We start from the raw sequence: 3142 nt of genomic DNA on the forward strand, positions 1-3142 counted from the left end.
GTAAGTTTCGTATAGCAACGCCGATCGGACAGTCGTTTTCCGCGCTGTGCTTTGGGAAGCGGTCCGTTGAGTGGCGCGAAAAGGATCTCGCCTTTGTCATTGACGCGCTGGGCGTTGAGAACACCTTCTCGCGCATGGCGCTTGAGCGTTTGCGGGTGGATGTGAAGTTGAGCGCTGATTTCGGCCGTCGTATGCCAGCCGGCCTCGCGTTTATGTTGAGCGAGGCTGCGGATTCCATAGGCTTGGCGGATCCGCCGTACACGCAGACGAGTAAAGCGCTGAGCGGTCCCGGTGCGTAACCACCGGTCATTGAGAGTCTGGGCAATCTGATGATCGGTCTGCGCAGTGGCAAGCGCTCTCACCAGCTCCACGACCGTTGCCGAGGTGCGGCGCAGATTGGGCGCACTGAGCGGAAGCGGATGGTCCAGTGAAGTAGTCGCACCGCCTTTCCACCGGATATGGAGGTGGATCTCGTGGCCTCGACTTAGGGTTACATCTTCGATGAGCAAGCGCAGTATTCGCTTGCGTTCACGAGCCGGTGTGCACGCGTCGTTCCAAACCCTGGGCAGATCCGCTATCAGCGAATGAATACGCTCCCGCGCCGCTGGACTGAGTTCGGGGTCCTCCGCCTTCACGGCGCCAGCATACTCTTGCTCGGCCTTGGAAAGTTCGGCGAGTTTTTCGTTCCAACGCCGTTCCAGGCTGTCCGCCACCAAACGGTTTTCTGGTCTGACCAGCATGAATTGGCGCTGTGCCAGTTCCACCTCCTCGCGGGCGCGCTGGACCTGGATGCGGTGCAGGCGATGGATCTCGGCTCTGCGGGCCCGCAGTTCCTCGAACACTTCGAGTGCTACCTCCAGTGAAGCAGGACTGACAGCCTCCAGGACCAAACCACTGACAACCTCATCCACTCCCCTTCCGGGAATGACCTGGCAGGGCAACTTGGCCGATTCGATACTGCGGCGCTGGCACACATAGATTGGGAGCGGTTGCCCCTTGCGCACGTAATAGCGCACGGTCATGCGGTCGCCGCATTTGCCACACAGGACCAAGCCCTGCAGCAATGCCGCTCCCTCACGTGCCGGGCTCCGTCGCCGGTCATATCCGTAGCCTCGAGCATTGGCGCGCAACACCTCTTGATTTGCCTCGTATTGCTCCCAGCTGAGGTAGCCCGGGAACGAGTTAGGCAAAAAGACTTTCCACTCTTGCCGAGGAAGACGCCGATATCGATGTGGACCACCGATTGGTAGCTTCGCCGCCCGCGTGCGACCGAAGACGAAGGCTCCGGTGTAGCGCGGATTGTGGAGAGTTCTCAGCACGTCATGATGTGCCAGTGGCGAAAAGACGATCTGCCCTGCTTGAACACCCCCAACCATCCGGCGTGGCCACCCAATTCCCTTCACCTCGAAGTACCGCACTACCTTTAAAGCTGAGCCGGTACGACGAAAGGTCTCAAACAGTAGACGTACGACCTCCTGAATCTGCTCGTCGGGATCCAAGACTAAGCTGCACGTGCGCGGATCGAAGACATAACCGATCGGTGGGCGAATCCACAGTTCGCCGCGCCGCGCTTTATTGAGCTGACCCCCGAGCAGACGGGCGCGCAGCAAGTGGAGCTCCGCTTCACTCATGGTTCCTTTTAGACCGAGCAGGAGCCGATCGTTGAAGTGACTGGGATCGTAGACGCCATCTTCGTCCAGGATCAGCGTATTGGAGAGCGCGCAGATTTCGAGCAGCCGATGCCAGTCGGCGGAATTACGCGCCAGACGCGACACCTCCAGTCCCATCACCACCCCGACCCGGCCCAGACCGACTTCGGCCACCATCCGCTGAAAGCCCCTGCGCTCGGCCGCCGACGCGCCGGATAGTCCTTGATCTTCGTCGACGATGATCAGCTGCTCAGCGCTCCAGCCGAGCGCCTGGGCTCGGCGCTTAAGCTCGTACTGCCGTGCAGTGCTCTCTCGGTGCTCGCGCACCTGATGAAGCGACGACTGACGAACATATAGATAGGCCAGTCGTTGCAAATGCTCCGTGGTCACTTTCCCTTGGCTAATCATCCGACCGCCTCCTCCTCACCACCCGCTACAAGCCAGCACCATCCCGGCGAGTACCGTGGTCAATTCCGCTCGATATGAAACCGGCAGCGTAGCCCGAGGGGAATGCGAGCCATCGTCGGCGATACACTGCTGCGGTTTAGAGACTACCGGCGTCAGGGCTCCGACCGCCGCGACCCAGGCCGTCATGCCGCGAGCCAAAAACAGCGCCAGTCCATGACCGCGCTCCCTCCCATTCTCCGCCAATGCTTCTCGTCGCAGCGTCTCGTACTGTTCGTGCAGAAAACGCCCGACGGCGAAAGCCACTGTCAGCCCGACCGGCGCCTGGTCGCGAGTTTTTTTTTGCGCCGGGCCAATGCTCGCTCGAGGGAACGGGGATGAACGGTAATTCCAAATTGGCGCTGTACTGCTTGGGTCAGGGTTTCCCGCCCGCGTCCATCCCCAGGCTGCCAGCGCTCCACCAAGTCGAGGACCTCCTCGGTGCACTTGTGATTGCGCCGCGGCCCGCGGGGACGTGGCAACAGTCCGGGAATCCCTTGCTGCTGGAAGGCCTGTTCGGTGACATAGAATGCCTGTCGGCTGATACCGAAAGCTTCGGCCACGTGGCTGACCGCGCGGCCCTCGACCCGGTGGCGGCGCAGCATCTCGTATTTGACCTGCACGCGGTCGCGCGGATCGAAGAATTGGTGTTCGCCGGCGAAGGCTTCGTCGCGCACGCTTTGCGGATCGGGATGGAGCGCGCCGGCCGCGCGCAGCGCCGCCGCCTTGGGATCGTCTGGTCGTCGAGGCGCCATTAGTGTCAATGATATTAGATACACATGCTTGCCGGATCGTCAAGCAGTCAATTTCTGAACGAGCTAGTGAATCAGTCAATATTGGATTTTGTATACCTGAAGGGCTACTCTTTGACACCCGGCTCGAGACATCATGTACGAATTCCATGTGACACTGGGGACGAAATACACTTGACATTAGCTGTCTCATCGCCGGTCACCCCCAGCGTCGATCAGCTCAACCAGCCGCAGCAAGTCCTCGACACGCAACCGCGCCCGGCCCCTGCCCACGACTTCATAGGCGTCGGGCGTTGC

The 3142-nt window shown here is 60.6% G+C and carries 3 protein-coding genes; all 3 read right to left on the bottom strand.

What is annotated here, in order from left to right; genetic code table 11:
• Positions 1-2057, bottom strand: a 2057-nt coding sequence (locus VGI36_01430) for a recombinase family protein (protein ID HEY2483776.1), incomplete at its 3' end; no start/stop codon positions are given.
• A gap of 15 nt (positions 2058-2072) precedes the next feature.
• Positions 2073-2360 (bottom strand): hypothetical protein, encoded by a 288-nt coding sequence (locus VGI36_01435; protein HEY2483777.1) that lies wholly within the window; start codon positions 2358-2360, stop codon positions 2073-2075.
• A gap of 2 nt (positions 2361-2362) precedes the next feature.
• A complete protein-coding gene (locus tag VGI36_01440; GenBank protein HEY2483778.1) occupies positions 2363-2848 on the bottom strand; it encodes a helix-turn-helix domain-containing protein in 486 nt (161 codons plus the stop codon).
• Positions 2849-3142: the final 294 nt, after the last annotated feature.

The organism is Candidatus Binataceae bacterium (genome assembly GCA_036495685.1).
Classification (GTDB): domain Bacteria; phylum Desulfobacterota; class Binatia; order Binatales; family Binataceae; genus JAFAHS01.